General features: G+C 50.8%; 18 protein-coding genes and 3 pseudogenes. 12 read left to right on the forward strand and 9 right to left on the reverse strand.

Annotation, left to right across the window (positions count from 1 at the left end; all coding sequences use genetic code 11):
* Positions 1-123: 123 nt before the first annotated feature.
* From HFD87_RS06910 to HFD87_RS06920, 3 genes are all read right to left on the reverse strand, one after another.
* Positions 124-810, reverse strand: a complete 687-nt coding sequence (locus HFD87_RS06910; protein WP_010246994.1) for a hypothetical protein — start codon at positions 808-810, stop codon at positions 124-126.
* A 93-nt stretch (positions 811-903) separates the two neighbouring features.
* A complete protein-coding gene (locus HFD87_RS06915) occupies positions 904-1,146 on the reverse strand; it encodes a hypothetical protein (RefSeq protein ID WP_167423143.1) in 243 nt (80 codons plus the stop codon).
* 2 nt (positions 1,147-1,148) lie between these two features.
* Positions 1,149-1,373, reverse strand: a complete 225-nt coding sequence (locus HFD87_RS06920) for a hypothetical protein (protein WP_010246998.1) — start codon at positions 1,371-1,373, stop codon at positions 1,149-1,151.
* Between the two features lie 230 nt (positions 1,374-1,603).
* Here HFD87_RS06920 and HFD87_RS06925 point away from each other — a divergent pair, with 230 nt between their 5' ends.
* Positions 1,604-1,912 (forward strand): hypothetical protein, encoded by a 309-nt coding sequence (locus tag HFD87_RS06925; RefSeq protein ID WP_010247001.1) that lies wholly within the window; start codon positions 1,604-1,606, stop codon positions 1,910-1,912.
* Positions 1,913-2,114: 202 nt separating this feature from the next.
* Positions 2,115-3,209, forward strand: a complete 1,095-nt coding sequence (locus HFD87_RS06930) for a sensor domain-containing diguanylate cyclase (RefSeq protein WP_033773481.1) — start codon at positions 2,115-2,117, stop codon at positions 3,207-3,209.
* A 35-nt stretch (positions 3,210-3,244) separates the two neighbouring features.
* Here the strand turns inward: HFD87_RS06930 and map are convergent, their stop codons facing one another.
* From map to HFD87_RS06945, 3 genes are all read right to left on the reverse strand, one after another.
* Positions 3,245-4,030, reverse strand: coding sequence for a type I methionyl aminopeptidase (map, locus tag HFD87_RS06935; RefSeq protein WP_010247003.1), 786 nt, complete (start codon positions 4,028-4,030; stop codon positions 3,245-3,247).
* On the reverse strand, positions 4,027-4,272 hold the full coding sequence (locus HFD87_RS06940; protein ID WP_010247005.1) for a ParD-like family protein: 246 nt from the start codon (positions 4,270-4,272) through the stop codon (positions 4,027-4,029). Before HFD87_RS06940 ends, map begins: the two co-directional genes overlap by 4 nt.
* Positions 4,273-5,314: 1,042 nt before the next feature.
* Positions 5,315-5,749, reverse strand: a complete 435-nt coding sequence (locus tag HFD87_RS06945) for a hypothetical protein (RefSeq protein WP_122459766.1) — start codon at positions 5,747-5,749, stop codon at positions 5,315-5,317.
* Positions 5,750-5,882: 133 nt separating this feature from the next.
* Here HFD87_RS06945 and HFD87_RS06950 point away from each other — a divergent pair, with 133 nt between their 5' ends.
* On the forward strand, positions 5,883-6,557 hold the full coding sequence (locus HFD87_RS06950) for an SOS response-associated peptidase family protein (protein ID WP_033787106.1): 675 nt from the start codon (positions 5,883-5,885) through the stop codon (positions 6,555-6,557).
* Positions 6,558-6,666: 109 nt separating this feature from the next.
* Positions 6,667-7,188, forward strand: a complete 522-nt coding sequence (locus HFD87_RS06955) for a GNAT family N-acetyltransferase (protein WP_033787104.1) — start codon at positions 6,667-6,669, stop codon at positions 7,186-7,188.
* Positions 7,189-7,215: 27 nt separating this feature from the next.
* Here HFD87_RS06955 and HFD87_RS06960 read toward each other — a convergent pair.
* Positions 7,216-7,494, reverse strand: a pseudogene (locus HFD87_RS06960) (GrpB family protein); the annotation flags it as partial.
* 299 nt (positions 7,495-7,793) lie between these two features.
* Between HFD87_RS06960 and HFD87_RS06965 the strand changes: the two are divergent.
* The 6 genes from HFD87_RS06965 (at position 7,794) to HFD87_RS06990 (ending at position 13,981) form a co-directional block, all read left to right on the forward strand.
* Entirely contained in the window at positions 7,794-9,368 is a 1,575-nt protein-coding gene (locus HFD87_RS06965) for a methyl-accepting chemotaxis protein (RefSeq protein ID WP_167423144.1), read from the forward strand.
* Between the two features lie 329 nt (positions 9,369-9,697).
* A complete protein-coding gene (locus HFD87_RS06970; protein WP_167423145.1) occupies positions 9,698-10,258 on the forward strand; it encodes a fasciclin domain-containing protein in 561 nt (186 codons plus the stop codon).
* A 61-nt stretch (positions 10,259-10,319) separates the two neighbouring features.
* Positions 10,320-10,868, forward strand: coding sequence for a sigma-70 family RNA polymerase sigma factor (locus HFD87_RS06975; RefSeq protein ID WP_033768880.1), 549 nt, complete (start codon positions 10,320-10,322; stop codon positions 10,866-10,868).
* The gene (locus tag HFD87_RS06980) at positions 10,865-11,542 is read left to right on the forward strand and encodes an anti-sigma factor domain-containing protein (RefSeq protein WP_033768883.1); all 678 of its coding nucleotides are present in this window, start codon (positions 10,865-10,867) and stop codon (positions 11,540-11,542) included. The genes HFD87_RS06975 and HFD87_RS06980 overlap by 4 nt, the downstream gene beginning before the upstream one ends.
* Positions 11,543-11,588: 46 nt before the next feature.
* The gene (locus HFD87_RS06985; protein ID WP_241689622.1) at positions 11,589-12,098 is read left to right on the forward strand and encodes a GNAT family N-acetyltransferase; all 510 of its coding nucleotides are present in this window, start codon (positions 11,589-11,591) and stop codon (positions 12,096-12,098) included.
* Between the two features lie 458 nt (positions 12,099-12,556).
* Positions 12,557-13,981, forward strand: coding sequence for a trehalose-6-phosphate synthase (locus HFD87_RS06990; protein WP_167423146.1), 1,425 nt, complete (start codon positions 12,557-12,559; stop codon positions 13,979-13,981).
* A gap of 196 nt (positions 13,982-14,177) precedes the next feature.
* On the opposite strand, the gene HFD87_RS06995 is transcribed toward HFD87_RS06990, so the two are convergent.
* Positions 14,178-15,104, reverse strand: a complete 927-nt coding sequence (locus tag HFD87_RS06995) for a LysR family transcriptional regulator (protein WP_167423147.1) — start codon at positions 15,102-15,104, stop codon at positions 14,178-14,180.
* Positions 15,105-15,185: 81 nt separating this feature from the next.
* Between HFD87_RS06995 and HFD87_RS07000 the strand changes: the two genes are divergently transcribed.
* Positions 15,186-16,139 carry an MBL fold metallo-hydrolase gene (locus HFD87_RS07000; RefSeq protein ID WP_167423148.1) on the forward strand — a complete coding sequence of 318 codons (954 nt, stop codon included), beginning with the start codon at positions 15,186-15,188 and terminating at the stop codon, positions 16,137-16,139.
* A 64-nt stretch (positions 16,140-16,203) separates the two neighbouring features.
* A pseudogene (locus HFD87_RS22945) lies at positions 16,204-16,303 on the forward strand (rhizopine-binding protein); the annotation flags it as partial.
* A 263-nt stretch (positions 16,304-16,566) separates the two neighbouring features.
* Here the strand turns inward: HFD87_RS22945 and HFD87_RS07005 are convergent.
* Positions 16,567-17,492 (reverse strand): annotated as a pseudogene (locus HFD87_RS07005) (LysR family transcriptional regulator).
* Positions 17,493-17,644: the final 152 nt, after the last annotated feature.

The raw sequence follows: 17,644 nt of genomic DNA on the forward strand, positions 1-17,644 counted from the left end.
TTTTAATATCAACCCACCTCATTGAACTCCGTGCAGCAGGGGTCTTGCAGCAAGATCGTTCTGATTAGAAAAAAAATACCCGGCTCATTGACCGGGTATCTGTTTGACGTTTACGGGGTGCAGTTAATCCTGCTCTTTATCCGTGTCACTCTTTTCCGCTTCTTCTTTCTCAACAACATGGGTAAAAGGCTTAAGTAGCTGAATATCCAGAATCACATAAACCATGGTGCTGATAAACAGGGAGATGACACTGCCAAACACTCCGCTGGTGGTAAATGTCAGATAGTTATAAATCACCAGCCAGGTCAGGCAGATAAACAGCGCGAGCGAAATAGAAAGGTTGGGCACGGAGTAGTTGCTGGTACCACCGCCCTGGGTATGCGTCGCTTTAAACAGATTTCCGATGGAGTATTTCTCCAGCACCAGGATAGTCCTTTCCCAGTTACGCTGTTTACGCGCGCTGGCGCGGGTCAGGAACAGATAGAGAATAGAGATGAAGAAGCCGGAGAAAGCGATCAGCACCGGAATCGCTTCCAGCGCATATTCAATACTCTTATGAGGCGTGCCAGTGGTGCTGAGATCAAGCGTCAGCGAGGCACCCAGCGCAGCATATAAAAAGAGAAACAGAATCAGAAAAGTCAGACTACGTTTCCAGTCGCCATCAGCCTCTGCACCTTTTTGCTGGATGGCCAGCTGAAGCGATTGCTGAATCTGTTGTGCCTGTGGTGAGTCTGTTTCAACGGTGTGGCATGGCGCAGCAAAGAAGTTGTGCATAAACAGCTCATCTTCTTTGTGAATGGTGATTTTCATCAGAAACCTGTATTCGGGAAATTTCCTTTATTCTAATCAGCACAGCATGAATTAACAGTAACTTTGGCTTTATACCTTCAGCCCCGCACTGACTCAGCGGGATATCAGGTTCATCAGGCTACCTGAAACTGAATCGGTTGCGAAACTCTGCTCAGCATTATCCTCTTCGTGACGCAGTTGCTGATAGCGCAGCAGCGCGGCATCGGCGTTATCGGCATGCACCACGTCCCACACCATCTTATAGCCTTCAGCCATTAACGCGTCCTGCTGATCCTGCCGCTCAGTGTTCACGGCTCTGACTGTTTGCTCTTTCTGAAACAGACGATAGTCTGGCATGGCTATTTCTCCCCTGGATGGTCCAGCGCTTTAAACTGCTTAATGGCTTCATTGATATTGTTGGTATCGACGGTTGCAATACAGCGATCGCCGTTGAACACCTCATAGCGGGCGTTGTGCAGCTGAAACAGCAGATCCCTGCCACGGAAGTGTATACGTTTCTGTTTAACGCCAATCCCATGCCGCCGTAATAATGCCTGTGACAGGCGATCGGTCTCTTTTATCATTCCTTCAGCTCCTCGGCAGTACGTGGTCACTGCCAGTAAACCTGATGAACATTAGTTTTATATTAAGAGATAACCCTATTTTTTACAGGGCTAAACGCATGTTTCAGAGAAATTACCGGGCTGTGTGTGCTGACGGAATCAGCAGCTCACCGGATTAATGCCATTCCCTGCGTTAACGGACCGCAAATGCGGTACACTTGCCGGAATAACTCGCCAGAGGACACGCCGCTATGAACGATAAAAAGATGATTTCCATTGATCAGTTCAACGCTGATGAACGACTGGCCGTCGAGCAAACCTATAAGGGCCTGGCCGAGAAGTACCGTCAACGAACCGGTAAAGAGCCTGATAGCAAAAAAGAGAAAGAATTCAATAGTGAAGCTCGTCAGATCATCATGACCAGCAAACTGGAGAAGGAGAGGGCGCAGGCTGAGAAGGAGAAGAAAAAACCGCTGCGTAAGAAAAAACCTTCTTCAATGACCGCCAGCGAAGTCAGCGATTTCAACTGGTCTGCCTCAGTGGTTAAAGGCCGCCGATAAAAAGCTTCCGCGCGTATTCATGGCGCGCGGTATCTTCTCACATTACTGCTAATGTCCCCTGACTGCCATCGTCCCCGGCACACAAGTCACAGGCTGACGAGATGCCTTTCGCGGCCCGCAATAAGAATATTCTGTAAATATTTTACCTTAATTCATTAATTGCCGATAAACTGCCATAACCTGTTGCTGCTTCAGTCTGCATATGAATTACTACACTCCTGACGATATTCAGCTGAAGCGCCGATCAACGCGATTTGTGCGCCGCATGTTCATGATGCGCCAGCTCGGCACCTTTCTCTGTTTCCTGCCCATTCTGTCAGTATTGATGGAGCTGGGAAAAAGCCTGGAACTCTGCGCACTGCTATTTACTAATGCGTTTGTCTGGCCCTATGCCGCTTTCAGACTGGCATTGCGATCGCGCGATCCCACGGGTTTTGAACGTAAGAATCTGACGCTGGATGCCGCATTCGGCGGCTTCTGGGTGGCAACCATGGCGCTGAGTCCGCTTCCCTCGATTATTATCATGGCGGTACTGATCTCTGATCGTTACTCGGCGGGCGGTTGGGTTCAGCTGAAGTCTGCTCTGCAGGCCTTTCTGTTGACCTTTTTACTGGCCTGGTTAGCCGAAAAGGCGCCTTTGCAGCTGACCTTCTCTACCCGCACCGTCTGGCTGACTCTGCCGCTCGCCAGCGGCTATCTGCTGGCGCTCAGCGTGGTTTCACACAATCTGACCCTGAGTCTGCGAAAGAAGAATCAGGAGCTGGAACGCATTGCGCTGATGGATCCTGGTCTGAAAATACCTAACCGACGTCTCTTTGAGCGGCGGCTTGAAAGCGAGTTTTTACGTACACAGCGAGGTGAGGGTAAAGCCTGGTTGATGCTGCTGGATGTCGATCACTTCAAACAGGTTAACGACACCTTCGGGCATGAAGCCGGCGACTTCCTGCTGGCAGAAATCTCGGCACTACTGCGTGACAGCGTCGGCCTGAAAGATATACCTGCCCGCTTTGGCGGCGATGAGCTGTGTGTGATTGTGCGGGATGCGGATGAAACCAGCATCATGTTGCTGGCAGAGCAGATCAGACAGGGTATTGCCCTGCTGCGGCTGCCGGCTTCATCTACCTTTCAGTGCTCGGTGAGTATCGGGATTGCGCCGGCATGCGATGCGGCGACAATTCATGAATGGCTGAGGTGCGCCGATGAGGCGCTGTATCAGGTTAAGCGCGCCGGACGTAACGATGTGCAGTTGTGGCATTCCGGCACGCTGGAAACGCTGAGTGAAGTCAGGGGCAGTTAATCATACAGCCTGAGACCTTGTCTCAGGCTGAGAGATTAAATCGCCGGGTAGTCGCCGGTGCCTTCAGGCCAGGGTGTGAGCAGATCAAAACCCTCATCGGTGACAGCGACAGTATGTTCCCATTGTGCCGAGAGCGAGCGATCTTTGGTGACCACCGTCCAGCCATCTGACAGCACGCTGGTTCCGGCTTTACCGGCATTAATCATCGGTTCGATAGTGAAAATCATGCCTGCTTTCAGTGGCATCCCTTCACCCGGCGTGCCGTAGTGCAGCACCTGTGGATCGGTGTGGTAAATTTCGCCGACACCGTGACCGCAATATTCACGCACCACCGAGAAGCCAGCCGATTCAGCGACACGCTGGATAGCCGCGCCCACATCGCCCAGCGTCGCGCCAGGACGTACGGTTTTGATACCGGCGACCATCGACTGATAGGTGATCTCCACCAGACGTTTGGCACGGACTGACGGTGTGCCGACAAAGTACATCCGGCTGGTATCGCCATACCAGCCATCTTTGATGATCGCTACATCGATATTAACGATATCGCCATCCTTGAGTTTTTTGCTGGCCGGGATGCCGTGGCAGACCACATGATTGACCGACGTGCAGGTGGTACGGGTATAACCGTGATAACCGATGTTTGCTGGCGTCACTTTAAGCTCATTCACAATAAAATCGTGACAGATATCATCCAGCTCTTCCGTGGTGATGCCGGGACGGACGTGAGGTGTAATCATCGCCAGCACCTGAGCCGCAGCCTGTCCGGCTGCCCGTGCCATTTCGATTTCCGCTGCGGTATGAATTTTAACGCTGTTCATGACACGTCTCCTTGTGTGGTGAGGCTCTCTTTAGGGAGCATATTGCGTATATCAGCGCTGCCTTCCAGTTCAAGCCGGATTAGCATCTGCGCCAGTTGATGTTGGGTCTGCTGCGGATAGAGTTCAGCCAGCATACCGAGTTTTAGCCAGTGTTCTGCCTGTGCATTAATTGAGCGGCTCATCGCCTGACTGGCGATGCGCAGATTCTCATGCATCAGATCGGAGATTTTTACGATACCCATGCAAGCCTTATATGAAACGTATATGTTTCGTATAGCTTAACGCTATCGGCGTGATTTGAAAAGAGGGGTGAGATTGTTGCGCGTCTGAAGCAGGGTACAGAATGATGACCCACGGCCACGCATTTCGGTCGCGACAGAAAAATTTATAGATAATAGAGAGGTGTGTATGGCCAGGTAACAGTAGGGCAGCCCCGCCGAAAAAGCGCCGAAACACTGTCTTTTTTTGAAAACGTAGCTGATGACTGAGCAGATGAAGTACTGGGTTGTTCTGGTGGCTGTGGATATTAAGACTGTAGAATAGATGATATAAAATCCGGGCAAACATCAGGGATGTAATCATGAAGAAAATAATTGCTTCTTAATTTTCATAAAATTTTCAAGTCAGACCGACAATAAGCTAAACCGGTGTCTGATAAAACCCTTTCTGTTGCATGCAACGTTCTGCAGCTTCAGGAATTTCCTCTCTGCGGCTCATGACAACAAACACAGTTAAAAAATATTTTCCTGACTACTTTTACACGGTATGGCTATATGTAGTAGCCCATGAGCCAGCCAGAACTGATGCTAACAGTATGTCGATCTCTGAAGCTATGCCGTCAGATACCGGCTGCTAAAACATGAGGTGCAGATGTGCACCGCGATGCAGTTATCCGTTGTCAGCAACAGACAGCAAACTCTTACTCCGGTACAAGCTCCATTCAGCCCAGCAACTTTCAGGGTTGATATCGAAGTAACCGCGGCATTCAGCCATGGCGAGAGCAACATCACGCGGCACTTCGATAGTTGTGGCATTATCACGGATGCTACTGACTTCCTGCTCAGTAAGCGGGCTTCCTTTCTCATTCTCAATTCTCATCAGTAATGGGATGAGGGCAGGTATAAAAACTATGGTCATGAGTTATATCTCATATTATTAAAGGTTCGTGTCCCTACGAAGTCACTAAAATATGACCTCTCCGGGGTGCGGTAAGTGGCATTCTGTAAAATGTGTCTTCCTGAAAAATATCAATTCATCGTCGTTTCATCGCTACAAGGCTTGAAATCAATTAACACTGCCCAGGCATACAGGCAGGTTTGTATAGCCCGGCTGGCTTACCATAGATAAGGGTGAACATGTCGGTGCCATATTCTGGCTAACCGGCTGAGCCTGGGGCTGATTTGGATACTGGTTGTCATAGCTGTTCGTTGAGGGTTTTCTTGCGGCCTGACGGCCCTTCTCACGCACGTAGGATGACGTGTAGTTATGGGCCTGGTATGCGCCATAACCCGCCACGCCTGCAGTAGCATATCTGGCCGTTCGCTTGCTGCTGGAATATCTCTTCTTGATTCTGGGTGTCGTTGTTTGTGATGAGTAAGCTGAACTAAAACTATGGCTGTAGCTTCTATGCCCACCCCCACCACGATGGCCGCGCGCATCAGCTGTAAACGAGGCAGCCATCAGTGATGCCATAGCCAGACTTAAAATAATTCCCTTCATTACTGCTCCAGTTTATTCATATTCATTAATTATGTTCTCGTCAAAAATCACGATATCTTCAGCCAGAAGAACAATTTTTTTAGATTTATTTAACTCTTTCAACGCTGCGCTATCCTTATGAGAGGAGGTCCCCATGTGTGGACGGTTTGCGCAGTACAGCAGCAGAGACGATTACTTTGCATCCCTGGGGATGAAGCCCGATGAAATTATTTATGATCCGGAGCCGATAGACCGCTTTAACGTAGCTCCAGGCACCAAAGTGCTCTTGCTCAATGAGCGGGATAATGAACTGCACTTTGATCCGGTTTACTGGGGTTACGGTCCGGAGTGGTGGGACAAACAACCGCTTATCAATGCGCGTGGTGAAACCGCTGCGACGGGACGCATGTTCAAACCGCTGTGGGAGCATGGTCGCGCCATTGTTCCTGCCAATGGCTGGTATGAATGGAAGCGAGAGGGCGACAAAAAACAGCCTTACTTTATTTACCACAAAGAGAAAGAACCGCTGTTCTTCGCCGCTATCGGCAAAGCTCCTTATGGTAAGGATCATGGGCATGAGGGTTTTGTTATCGTAACGGCAGCGAGCAATAAAGGCATGGTTGATATCCATGACCGACGCCCGCTGGTTTTAAGTGCGGATGCTGTACGCGAATGGCTCAGTGCCGAAACCACGTCGGACCGTGCTCAGGAAATTGCACATGAAGCCGCATTGCCGGAAAAGGACTTTACCTGGCATCCTGTTACAGCCAAAGTCGGCAACATCCACAATCAGGGTGAAGCGCTTATTAAAGAGATCAAGCCTGACTGAACAGACTGATGAGGTGAGAGATTTACCTAGTTTCCCGCACCGTTTCCCGTTATAAAAACAGGATCACTCGTTTCTTAATCTGAGAGCGTTTATTTTGCAGCAAGACACTATGCGGTTGTTTCTTCGGCCAGTCACCCCATCAGATGCCGATGATCTTTACAGGATCTACGGCGACCCTGCGACGAATACGTTTAATCCCGCGGGCCCACATCCGGATATCCATCATTCACGGGAAGTGCTATCGCGCTCTATCCGTCACTGGGAATTGAATGGCTTCGGCAGTTGGGCTATCTCGCTTCAGGATAATCCAGAAAGAATCATCGGTTTTGGGGGATTGAGCATCAGAAGCTTTGCCGATATCACGATCAATAATCTTGGATATCGTTTCTCTCCGGAATCCTGGGGGAAAGGACTGGCGACGGAATTTGCGAACTATGCAGTTAGTTATGGGTTCGAAGAGATAAAACTGGCTGAAATTTCTGCAGTCGTAAGAGCGAATCATCTGGCTTCACAAAAGGTTCTGATTAACGCCGGACTCCGTCATACCCGGGATATTTATGATGTGGAAAATGCGCCCGCAAGCATGCTGTTTACCCTGAGTCAGGATGAATGGAATCAAAAACGGGGGTGAGGAGGATATATCCTGTCCTGTCAGTACCTATCGTTTCAGGTCAATCAGTGCGAGCTGTAGATGATGCGCTATAAAGTTCGCTTTGAGCGCGCTGTAGCGTTGAGCATCGTTGTTACAGAGTGATGCTGCTTCACGCTTTATCTCAGCATAGGTTGCTGCGATATCTCTGTTTTCTCTGAGGTAATCACGGAAAGCAAGGTGCCTTATTATCTGTTCGTCTCCAGCTGCAAACGCATGCACCTGATGGCTGCGCCGCTCTCCACCCTTAATGAAATATCTGCGGTCTGAGATTCCGTTCTCACCACGAGGACACTTCTATTGTCAGTCATCTCAATTGACGCTGAAGAGTCTGTTAAATCCGTGGTGCCACAAGCGAAGCTGGAATAGTTTTATCCGCATTCAGGCGACAAGTTACGAGAATAACACTCACTGCCTTAATGGCATCCGTCAGGGATTTACCTTTTTACTCAGCCCAGGAATCATCGCTTCTTACCCCTTTCATTACTGTAATTTTTTTCCCCGCTGCCGATAACAGATCCAGTACCAGCGAGCCATAGAAGCGGAACGTCGGTGATAACCTATTTATTCAAACATCGGGGTCTCCTATGTATCGAAACAAAAAAATAAAATTAAGCGTCATGCTCACTGCGGCATTCCTCACAGTCATCTTAACGGGCGTTTTTGTGACAGGATTTGCCGGGTTTAAACTCAATACGGCCAGCGATCAGCAGGAATTGACGCGCGCGCGGCTGGGCGATCTCCAGGCCTTGCAGACGCTAAAAGATAATTTAACTCAGCAAACTGTCCTTTTACTGTCCGTGGCTTCAGACACTCAGCCTCAGGCAGAGGCCACTATAAAAACCCAGTTCTCTGCGTTGCAGACCAACAGTGATAATACCACTGCGCATTTCCGGGAACTGATCAACGGTGCCAAAAGCATTCCGGGGATCAATCTTGCTGAAGTAGAAGAGGCTTCCACGCAATTAAATAAAATTGAAGTGGCAGCGGGTCCGCTTCATCAGGCAGAGCGAAACCTGTTTAAGCAGAACGCCACTCCGTTCCCGGAAAAACTCCGTGGTGAACTGATCCCTGCGCTTTCGCACTACCGCAATGCAGTGGATGGGATGGTTGATTATCAGGCGAGGGTAACGAGTAAAACGGCCGAAACGTCCACGCAGGCGCTCTCCGGTGTTTATATGACGCTGGCAGGCCTGACCACCCTGTTTGTTGTGATGGGATTTGTGATGAGTGGGCTGATCACCCGCTGGATCAAGACTCAGCTGGGTGGAGAACCTTCGCATGCGCAGGGCCTGGCCGCTGCGATTGCGGCGGGCGATCTGACGACAAAAGTGACCCTGCGTCAGGGGGATACCGTCAGCATGATGGCTTCTCTGGATAGCATGCAGAGCAATCTGCGTGACCTGGTCTCGCAGATTAAAGATTCTTCCGCTTCGGTCGCCATGGCAGCTGATGAAATTTCCCAGGGCAATACTGAACTCTCTTCCCGTACAGAGCAGCAGGCCGCCGCTTTGCAGGAAACCGCCGCCAGTATTGAGCAGCTTACGGTCACGGTAAAAAGTAATGCAGCGGGCGCACAGCAGACCGCGGATTCAGCCCGTGAAACCGCTGCGCTGGCGCGTTCGGGTGAACACGATATGCAGCGCATGTCAGAGACGATGAATGATATTTCAAAAAGCGCGGTGAAAGTCCGGGATATTACCTCCGTTATCGAAGGAATTGCATTTCAGACCAACATTCTGGCGCTTAACGCGGCAGTCGAAGCCGCGCGAGCGGGCGAACAGGGTCGAGGTTTCGCCGTCGTTGCGGGTGAAGTCAGGACGCTGGCACAGCGCAGTGCAACGGCAGCCAGAGATATTAAACATCTGATTGAAGAGGCTGTGGCGCAGGTCGAAAGTGGTGTTGTCGTGGCAACCGGCACCGGCAAGAGCATTCTTGATATCAATGCGATGGTTGGAAAACTTGCCGTCGCGATGGATAACATCTCACTCGCCTCAGCTGAACAGATGCAGGGCATTTCACAGGTCAGCATCGCAGTGAACGAGATGGATGGCGTCACGCAGAATAACGCCGCGCTGGTTGAGGAATCCTCTTCGGCATCACAGTCGCTTTCAGCCCAGGCACACGCTTTACGTGAAGCAGTGAATGCTTTTCGCATTTAAGTTCATGCGTGTAGCTCACGGCGAAAGACGTGGGTGGAGAGCATCTGAGCTGTCCGGGTCATAGGTTTTTACATTACTGGAATGTATGACCGGGAGCTATTTCTTGCCAGTAATGACGGCTGTCTGCTGTTCGTGAAAAGCAGAAGTTGACGCAGTATGGACTCGTTATGATAAGCCCACCTCTGGTGGGCTTATTGCATATCGCCTCAGCCTGAACCCCCTCAGATTAAAAAAATTTAAATTTTTTTTGCATCCGTTTTCGCTGCTCATTCGTATTAACAGATAAGGGCGCTCTCGCCCTGTCCGTTAACTCAATGAGGAAAGTGAAAATGAAACCATTCCTGCCAACTCTGATTTTTTCTGCATTAGTCTTCAGCGGCGCCACTTATGCGGCGAGCATGGACAGCGACACGGTGATGGTCGGCGGTGCCGCCATGTACCCATCGAAAAATATTGTTGAGAATGCTGTTAACTCGAAAGACCACACCACGCTGGTGGCGGCAGTTAAAGCCGCCGGTCTGGTCCCGACACTCGAAGGGAAGGGGCCGTTTACCGTTTTTGCGCCTACCAATGCCGCCTTTGAAAAACTGCCTAAGGGCACCGTCGACTCCCTGCTTAAGCCAGAGAATAAACAAAAACTCACCAGTGTCCTGACCTATCACGTGGTTGCAGGAAAACTGGACATGAAAGCGCTGGAGAAAAAAATCAAAGCGGGAGGAGGCAAAGCCGAGCTGAAAACGGTGAATGGCGAATCACTGTGGGTGATGGCAAATGGCCCGCACAATATTCAGCTTAAGGATGCTCAGGACAATATTGCCAGTATCACCACGTATGATGTGAATCAGAGTAACGGTGTGATTGACGTTATTGATACCGTGCTGATGCCGTAAAGCGTTACCTATACTGTGTGTAGCCACTTATCGCGTGGCTACATCTTTCACAGGGAAGCCGATGACAAAAAATGTGCCCCATATTCAGGCCGGTTTAATGAATCAGATAGCCGTCGGTGATAAAGCTGCTCTTGAGCAGCTTTACCGCGTTCTGTCGCCCCGCCTCTATGGGATCATCCTGCGGATGGTGAGACGCCGGGACTGGGCAGAAGAGATCCTGCACGATACGTTTATTCAAATCTGGCAGTCGGCTAACTATTACGACGATAAGCGCAGTGAGCCGCATATCTGGCTCAGTCACATCGCCAGAAATCGGGCGATTGATTTCCTCCGTAAACATGAAAACAGAAGCTGTTCCGTGGATGAGATAAGCGAAGCGGAAGCGGGTTTCCAGACGCCACTTCCTGCCGATGCGAGTCATGCGGAGGCGCGTCGCCTTCAGCACTGCATGGCGCACTTACCCTCTGAGCAGCGACAAAGCATTTCGCTCGCCTATTATCGTGGCCTCTCACAGAGTGAGATTGCGCTCTCAATGAGTCAGCCTGAAGGAACGGTGAAAAGCTGGATCCGTCGCGCGTTAACCCATCTTCGGGAGTGCATAGGCTTATGACTGGGCAGGAACAACATGATCTCACTGCGGCGGAATATGTGCTTGGCCTTACCGACGATGTGACACGTCATCGGCTGGATAAACGCCTCAATGACGATTCAGTATTCGCCGCGGAGGTGCTGCACTGGCAGAAAGCGTTCAGCGGCATTGATCTGCTCACTCACGCCGTTATCCCGCCTTCTACGGTCTGGCAGCAGATTGAGCAGGATCTTGGCCGGAATGCAGGCGTCTCTGGCACGACATCAATCCGCAAGCATCCTGGCTTCTGGCTCGGCTGGGGCCTGGCGGCGGCAATGGCTGGCATCCTCATTTTCACCCATTTAAGCAAACCGGATGCCCCACAGTCTCTGCAGCCGATTGCGGTACTCAGCGGCGCACAGCCCGATGCACAGTTTGTGGTGAATCTGGATAAGTCAGCTTCACTCCTTCAGGTTTCGGCGCTGAACATCACGCTGCCAGAGAATAAAAACCTGCAGCTCTGGCTGATCAGGGGCAGTGCTGCGCCACAATCTCTGGGGCTGATCAATCACCGCGACAGTAATGTTTTCCGGTTACCGCCTGGCGAGTTAGATAATCAGACGGTACTGGCGGTAAGTCTGGAGCCGGTGGGGGGATCTAAGCTCAGCGGGCCGTCCGGTCCGGTGATTTTCCAGGGCAAAGTCACGGTGCTTTAATCATCAGGACGCGGGTCCACGGACCGGGATTCAGCGGAAAAGGGGAGTGGATGGCTTTTCAAATGGCAAACCTCATCCCCTTGCCTTAACCAAATCAGGGGGGAATGACAAAAGAATGGAAATCAGAACGGCGTTGGAGTCTGATGCGGCAGGCATCAGTGAGCTGATACATATTGTGTCGATGCAATGTAATTTTTCAGAGACGGAACCCTGTCCGCAATGGTTTATCGACAGCATAAAACCCGATGCGCTTAAACCGTTGATTGTTTCAGATGACTATCTCTGGCTGATTGCCGTGGAAAGAGGTGAGGTGACAGGCGTACTCACCCTTTTCGAAGGCAATTTAGTTAAATACCTTTTTGTACATCCGAAATGTCAGCGTAAAGGGGTAGCGAAGGCACTCTGGCAGCAGGCGATTCCCGAACTGCGTGCAGAAATTAGCGTACGTTCTTCACTCCTTGCCGTCCCTTTTTATGAGAAAAGGGGATTTAAAAAAGTCGGGGAGGTCAAATTTTTTAACGGCGTATCATTCCAGACAATGATCGCTCAGCTCTGAATTAACAAAGAGATTGTTAAGTTCTCTGTTTCTGCAATAAAACGGCCCGGCCACGCATTTATCAAACCAGCTTTAGGGGCGAGTGGAACCGGGCCAACCCGCCTTCTTTATTTTTACCTGCGTATATTCCCTGTATTGAACTCACTGACTTTTTGCGCCATTGCTGTCCGCTAATGCTATATAGGGCGCGTGATTTGCAGCGTTTTTACACTTCATCAGACTCTTTTTACGCCTTTTTTACAGGCCGTTCGGTTTAATTAACGGCACCGGGCATTTACGTGACAACGTTACACGATGGCGGTCACAACCCGATTTTGCAAAAAGCGTCTGCAGGCATTAAGTGGACAGGGTGCACATTCATGAGTGGTTTTCTCCAGTTTATTCTCCGACCTCCTATTAATAGCAGCTCGCTGCCAGGCACTGGTGCCTCTCCGCAGCGGGTTCTTAAGGAATACAGCATGTCAGGCCTTATTCTTGTTTCGCATAATCAATGTCAACGTTCGACGCTTACTGCAATTTATGACGGCATCCTTTCCCGTCAGGGAGGCGTCTGGATTAGCTGGGATGGTGAAAGCAGGGTGATGCCTCAGGATGCGCCAAGACCCTACGCCGTGCAGCAGATGGGCCAGTATGAAACCGTGACCTTCCCCTATACGCCTGGCGAGCTTAATGAGGGGTACCACAATTATATTCATAAAGGGCTCTGGCCTGTTTTTCATCAGCGTCCGGACATGGTTCGTTTTTCCGCCAGCGGCTATCAGGAATATAAAAACATCAATAAAGCCTATGCGCGCGCCATCTGCGAAAACGCCGCACCCGACGATGTTATCTGGATTCAGGATTACCATCTGCTAGGCTGTGCCACCTATATCCGTGAAGAAGGATTGACCAACTTAGTGGGTATTTTTCTGCATCAACCTTTCCCGGCTGGCAGAATGTTTGAAACCATACCCGAATGGCGCTGGTTCACTGACTCTCTGTTATGTTGTGATCTGATTGGCTTTCAGACCGTGCAGGATATGAATAACTTCCTGGTCTGGCTGGAGAGCGAATTCCGTATAGAACGGCTGGAAGCGCAAAGCTTTCGTGTTCATGGCCGGATTATCAGGGTGGGTGTGTTTCCTGTCGGAATAGATCTTGACGATGTCCAGTCTCTGCGTGATAGCAACAGCTGTGCTTACATGGAAATGCAGTGCCGCGAAAGCCTGCCCGAAAATACCGTGCTAAGCGGCGGCCATCTTGATGAGAGTTCAGGTCTGCCTTACCGGATCAGCACTATGGAAGTGTTGCTGCGAAAACATGATTGCTACCAGAAAAATATCACGCTGTTGCAGCTGGCGCCTCCTGCAGCCGGACACGCACATGATGCGTCAGAACTCGGTCACGCTCTGGAAGCACTGTGTGGGGAGCTTAATGGCGTGCATGGCACAATGAACTGGTATCCGGTGAACTATCTGACTCATGGCTACAGCCGCGAAGAGCAGGCCGGCATCTATCGTGCCTCACGCGTTGCGCTGGTGACGCCGTTGATGGCAGGCATGAGCCTGATGGCCAAAATGTATATCGCCCTGCAGGATCCGAAAAATCCCGGGGTGCTTATCCTCTCGCAGTTTGCCGGTGCAGCCGAGCAGATGGAGGGTGCCATCATCGTCAATCCTTATGATCCTGATGCAATGGCCAGTGCGGTACATCGTGCATTGCAGATGCCGTTACACGAACGGCGGTCTCTGCATGCCCGTCTGATAAAGGGACTGCATATGTACAACAGCCATCACTGGGCTGAGTCATTTTTGCGCATGCTGAACGCTGAGCCAACTGCCCCGGAAGCCTTGCCGTCGCCTGCATTTTTTCCGCACCTGAGCAGTAGCCGGGCGCGGTACTGAGTTTTATAGGTTAAAACGGCGATTTAAAAGGGATGGTGTGGACGTCAAACAGCATCACGCGGATAGAGAGCAGGGCAGGTAAAATTTTACCTGCTTATTCATGGGCTCTGTGAGTTTGCGCTCAATAACATGAGGTTAAGGTCCTCATCGAACGAAGGTGTCACTACAGGTCTTAGCTTCCCATGAGAGCAGCTATTCAGGTTCGTTCTGTCATCACGTTACGCAGTTCTTCCCTGAGCCAGCGCAGTGACAAATCGTTATCAAGCCGTTTATGCCAGAGCAGTGACAGGGCTATTTCCGGTGTTTCAATGGGTACCGGGCTACAGCATAAGCCGTAATGCGTCACCCACTCAACCGACAGCCCAGCGGGAACGGTGGCTAACGCGGGTGCGCGCGCCAGCAGCGGAGGCAGAGAGGAAAAATGCGGCGTCACGTAGCGAATCGAACGGGCCTTTCCTGATGGCGCAAGCTGGTCATCGATGGCGCTCCAGTTCGCCCCGCGATAGGAAACCAGCAGATGGTCATGCGCCACATAATCCTCCAGCGTCAACGGTGCACGCAACGAAAGCTGTTCCGGGTGCCACAACGTACAAAAGTTGTGTGACACTATCTTCTCGCGCTGGAGCGTGGCGGGTGTGCTCTCGCCAACCGAAATGGCAAGATCAATCTCTCCACGCGCGACCAGTTCTGCATCCCTGAAGGGATCGCTGGCCGTGACCTGAAGAGTCACGCCGGGAGCTGTGCGCGTGATGCGCTCATATAGTCCCGGCATCAGCCAGCGTTCAACCCAGTCGCTCATCCCCAGCCGAAAAATATGTGTCGCCTCAGAAGGCGTGAAGGATGCTGGCTGAAATAATACGTTCTGCATCTGTGCCATTAACGGGCCCAGCTCAGCGATCAGCGCTTCAGCACGCGGGGTAGGCTCCATGCCTTTCGCCGTGCGCACAAACAGTGGATCGCTGAACATTAGCCGCAATCGGGCCAGTGCATTACTGACTGCTGGCTGACCCAGATGCAGCTTTTCTGCCGCACGCGACACGCTGCCTTCCCGCTTCAGAACCAACAACACCGTCAGTAAATTCAGGTCGATTCGATGAAAATCATTTTCTCTGATAGTGAGCATCAGTTTAATCAATTTGAGTGATACAGGTTGCGTAATGATACTGCCCACCACGTTGTGATGAAACTTTCTGGAGAGATATTTATGAAAATTTTACTGATGCTGGTGGCTTCTCTTATCGCGTTCAGTCCGGTCTATGCGGCCGAACAGACCTCTGCGTGGGATCAGCAAGCTCCGGGTTATTACCGGATGACATTGGGAAAATTACGCATTACCGCGGTTTCCGACGGCACGGTTACCGTTCCCCTGAATAAATTACTGACTAACATTTCGCCTGAAAAACTAAACCAGGAAATGGCCAGAGATTCGATGACGCCGCAGGCCGAAACATCAATCAATGCCTTCGTTATCGATGATGGTAAAAAGCGCATTTTAATCGACACCGGGGCCGGTGAGCTTTTTGGACACAATGGCGGACATCTGCTGACTAATCTGGCCGCCGCTGGCTATTCGGCAGAGTCGATCGATGCCGTACTCTTAACCCATATTCATGCCGATCATTCAGGCGGTGTTTCACGCGCGGGCAAGCCTGCTTTTCCAAAGGCCGAAGTGTTCGTGGATAAACGGGATGTCGATTTCTGGCTTAATCCGGCTAACGTCAGCAGGGTAGAGACCAGTCAGGCCCATACCTTTGCAGAATCTGAACGGACTCTTCGCCCGGTCATCAATGCTGGCCTGCTTAAAACGTTTATGGCACCAGCCACATTAACGGGGGGAATCCGTGCAGAGTCGACAGCCGGCCATACGCCGGGCAGCGTACTTTATCGCGTAGAGAGTGAAGGTCAGACCCTGGTGTTGTGGGGAGATATTATCCATGCCAAAGCGGTGCAAATGCCCGATCCTGAAGTGGCCATCCATTTTGATGTCAATCAGAAGCAGGCTATCACTACACGTGAAAGGGTACTGAAACAGGCTGCAGATCAGGGCTACTGGGTGGCTGCGGCGCATATCGCCTTCCCTGGCCTGGGCCATGTGCAGCATGAAGGTAACGCTTATCGCTGGGTGCCCGCTAATTACACCACGCAGCTTGGGCAGTAGGTTTTTAACTAAAAAACGTAATAATATCAGGGAGAAAAATTTTGATGTGAGTTAACAGGCGGCGCTGACTATTTTTCAGGATGCCAGAGGCCAGGTGTACGGTCCAGGTGACCAAAGCGCTGCTGGATAAGAAGAAAGTTGAGACGCTTAACTGGGTGCCTTAGATGCTGATTACGCCTGAGAATTACCAAAGCTTCTCTGCTGAGAATGCAGGATAATTTCTGGTTCAGAAGTTACGTTAATTTCTCCTGTTGTTCACATGAAATAAATGACCGCATCTGACAAAAACGGACATGCGCGCGAGTTCAGGACCGCTTTAATTAAAAACGGAAAGCTGGCGTGCATATATTGTCAGTTTGCGGTTCTGATGTGTTCTCGCTTTATTCATTTCAGATGCCGTCGCGATCAGCGCAAAATGGTTTTCCGCTCAGATTTGACCATCTAAGAAAATTTCCCACAACGCTTCTACCGCCCGGGACATCCTCGCTGCGGGTCTGAACAGCCGGATCTCTATGGGTATCCAGAGTGCGCTCTCCTTATTAGCTGCTACGGCAATCGAGCCAGCATCAACATCCGGCGCTGCCAGTGTTTCCGGCAGCCATGCGATGCCGTCTCCGGCTTTGACCATGGCGAGTAAGGTGGCAGCAAGATCGGCCGTGAAGGCAATATCCATTCCGCGTCTGGCCCGGTTAACCTGTGAGGTATTAGACAGGATGCGGCCCAGGCCGGATTCAGCAGAATAGGAGAGGAAAGGAAACTTCTTACCGCCTGACGCATGGAATAGAGGCTCACGCGTTGTCGGATCGCATCGTGAATACGGCTGTAAAATTTCCTGTCCAAGCCGGACGCTGAGATATTTCGACTGATCGAGATGAATGTGCATATGAGGATGGTAATAAGAAAGCAGAAATTGCGCGTCACCTTTCTCAATCATGCGTTCGCAGGCACTTAATGAGTCTGATAACAGTCGAAAAGATCCGAAGCGGGCAATTTTTTCGTTGTTACGCATCAGTGCCGGAAAAAAAGAAAATGACAGCGCGTGCGTGGCGGAAAAAATAACATCCGGTCGGGCCTCTCCTGCGGCCTCGATAGATTCACTCCTCAGGGTATAAAGCGCACGAATAAGTTCCGGCACCTGCCTGACGAAAACCTCTCCGGCGCGGGTCAGGCTGACGCCCCGACGATTTCTTTCAAAAATTGGCGTGCCAAGCCACTCTTCAGCGAGACGATTCTGCGGCTGAATGCAGGCTGTGTCACATATCGTGAAGCTGCCGCACGGGAAAAATTGAGTGATTGCGCCAGCGCAATACAGTCTTCAAGCCAGGTTAACTCCAGGTGATGCCGATTTTGCATTACAGGCTGCCTCTTTGGCATTAGAACGGAACCCACGTACTGCTTAGGATAATAGCAGACAGAACAATCAGGTCCTTTAACACTACGCTACTTCATTGTGCCGATGAATACCGATAAACAGATGGCATGACATAACTGATTGCGTAGGTATT

It is taken from the genome of Pantoea sp. EKM21T (assembly GCF_011800405.1).
GTDB lineage: Bacteria > Pseudomonadota > Gammaproteobacteria > Enterobacterales > Enterobacteriaceae > Pantoea > Pantoea agglomerans.